The organism is uncultured Leptotrichia sp., from assembly GCF_938036635.1.
Classification (GTDB): domain Bacteria; phylum Fusobacteriota; class Fusobacteriia; order Fusobacteriales; family Leptotrichiaceae; genus Leptotrichia; species Leptotrichia hongkongensis.
The window spans coordinates 1-2646 of record NZ_CALHQO010000178.1; the positions used below are offsets into that span (position 1 = coordinate 1).

Consider the following 2646-nt stretch of genomic DNA (forward strand, 5'->3'; position numbering starts at 1 on the left):
TATTAACTGTTTATTAGATTAAAAAAAAATAGAAAGATAACAAAAATTTAAAATTAATGTCAACTTTCTATTTAAATATACAAATTAACTTTTATACTTTATTCCATAAAACTTGGTAATTTAAAATTACTTTTTTTCTTTTCACTGTTTTCAGATTTTTCATTTATATCTTCATTTCCTGAATCAGAATCATTATCATTATTTTCTGAAGAATCATTTGGATTATCATCATTATCCTTTTTATCTTTAGTTTCTGTAACTTTTTCCAGTTCACTTTCAGAAGAATTATGTTTTTCTTCATCTGTTTTTTCAGCACTCTCTATTGTTCCTTCAGATGAGTTTTGAGTTTTAATTTTTTCTTCTAACTCTTCAACTTTTTCTATCAATTTTTTTTCTGATACCTTTTCTGTATTTTCTTCTTCAGATTTTTTTTCTTCATCAATATTCAAGTTATTACTATCTTCTTCAATATTTTCAGAAGCTTTCAAAATTTGCTCTGAAGTCTCTCCTTTGATAATTCTTCTAACTTCATCTCCAGTAATTGTTTCTTTTTTCAGTAATAATTTTACTACTTCTTCTAGTTTGCTCCAGTTATCCTGTAAAGTGTTCAAAGTATTTAAATACTCTTCTGTTAAAATTTTTCTTATTTCAAGATCAATTTCCCTTACTGTTTCATCACTTTTATTTGGAGCAAATGAATATTCATCATCTGAGTTTTCAAAGTTAATTGGTCCTAATTTCTTACTCATACCAACACTTTCAACATAAGCTCTTGCTACCTTTGTAGCACGTTTTATATCAGAATAAGCTCCTGTACTTACATCATCAAGCCCAATTTCCTCAGCTGCACGTCCACCAAACAGCACCTTTATCTCAGCTAGCATTTGTCTGCTTGTAGTTACTAACTTTTCTTCAGGGAGTGGCATCATAAATCCACCAGCATCTCCTCTAGGAATTATTGTTACTTTATGAACAGGGTCAGCTCCTGGTGTCAATTCAGTCATAATAGCATGACCAGCTTCATGGTAAGCTAATAGTTTTTTCTCTTCTGGTTTAATAATTTTACCTTTTTGACCAAGTCCCATTCCAATTTTATCCACAGCTTCATCTAAATCAGCCATTTTTATCGTGTCACTTGCTCTTCTTGCTGCTAAAATTGCCGCTTCATTTAATAAGTTTGCTAAATCAGCTCCAACAAATCCTGGTGTAATTTTAGCAATATCTTCAAGTCTTACATCGCTATCAAGTTTTTTATTTCTTGAATGAACTTTCAATATTGCAACACGTCCTTGCAAATCAGGGGCATCAACAGTAACACGTCTGTCAAAACGTCCAGCACGCAATAATGCAGGATCTAATACATCTTCTCTATTTGTTGCCGCAAGCACGATAACTTTTGTATCTGTTTCAAATCCATCCATTTCAACTAACAATTGATTTAATGTTTGCTCACGTTCATCATTACTTCCGCTATTTTTTCCAACACTTCTTCTTCTACCAATAGCATCAATTTCATCTATAAATATGATTGAAGGACTTGATTCCTTTGCTTTTTCAAACAAATCCCTTACACGTGATGCTCCAACACCAACAAACATTTCTACAAATTCCGAACCTGAAATACTAAAGAACGATGCTCCAGATTCTCCTGCTACTGCTTTTGCAAGCAATGTTTTACCTGTTCCTGGTCTACCTAACAAGAGAACACCTTTTGGAACTCTTGCCCCAGCCTTTGTATATTTCTCAGGATTTTTAAGAAAGTCAACAACTTCTTTCAGCTCTTCTTTTGCTCCGTCAACTCCTGCAACATCATCAAATTTTACATCTGGTTTTTTATCAATCTTATTTACTCTTGATTTTCCAAACCCAAAGATATTTCCAGGTCCTCCACCTTGAGATCCGCCAACCATCTTTCTAGCAAGATATACCATAAGCCCAATCATTATAATCATTGGTAAAAATTGACCTAATAACAGTAAGAAAAAGTTTCCGCCAGAAGGTTGCAATGAATTTAATCTAACACGTTTCTGTGCAATTGCATTAATAATTATTGGCTCATTTCCAACTCTATCTGTTATTTTTTTTGTAAAATAAAGTACTTCCTTGCCATCTTCCTTTACTTGTGCAATTAACTTATCATCTTTTTCATCGATTTCAGTAAAATCACCTTTTTGTGTCTTACCTACAAATTCTGTATAAGAAATTTCCTTTTTATTTTGAAAAACAGTTTGTATATCTCGATGGAATATCGCTGTAAAAACTACCAGCAGTACTACAAAAACAAAAAAAAGAAATCCTGAAAATGGTGGTTTATCTCCATTATCCTGTCTATTATTTTTTCTATTATTATCTTTTCGTAATTCTTCCAGTCGTTTTCTAATATCGTTTTTATCTCTTTCTGCCATTTTTCCTCCCTATTATTAATAGTTTACTTTTATTGCTATTTTCTAAATTTTCAATATCTTTATTTGAGATTTTTTCCAAAAATTTTGAAAATTTTATATCTGAAACTGCCAGTATTTCTTTTAATTTCTTACATTTTTTTTCATTTTTAATTTCTATTATTTCATTATTTCCAGCCTCCGGACCGCTTAAAACTTCATCAATTTCAATTTCTACGATAGGAACAGAATCCCTGTCCCATTT

The 2646-nt window shown here is 31.3% G+C and carries 1 protein-coding gene and 1 pseudogene; both read right to left on the reverse strand.

All coding sequences use genetic code 11. The annotated features are described in order from the left end of the window. Positions 1–98: 98 nt before the first annotated feature. Positions 99–2405 carry an ATP-dependent zinc metalloprotease FtsH gene (ftsH, locus tag Q0370_RS03585; protein ID WP_299572244.1) on the reverse strand — a complete coding sequence of 769 codons (2307 nt, stop codon included), beginning with the start codon at positions 2403–2405 and terminating at the stop codon, positions 99–101. Further along, positions 2389–2646, reverse strand: a pseudogene (locus tag Q0370_RS03590) (tRNA(Ile)-lysidine synthetase); the annotation flags it as partial. The pseudogene Q0370_RS03590 and the gene ftsH, both read right to left, overlap by 17 nt.

What these genes read in the sequence shown, in the direction of transcription:
- ftsH (WP_299572244.1), bottom strand. Translation starts at nt 2,405, where the DNA reads ATGGCAGAAAGAGATAAAAACGATATTAGAAAACGACTGGAAGAATTA.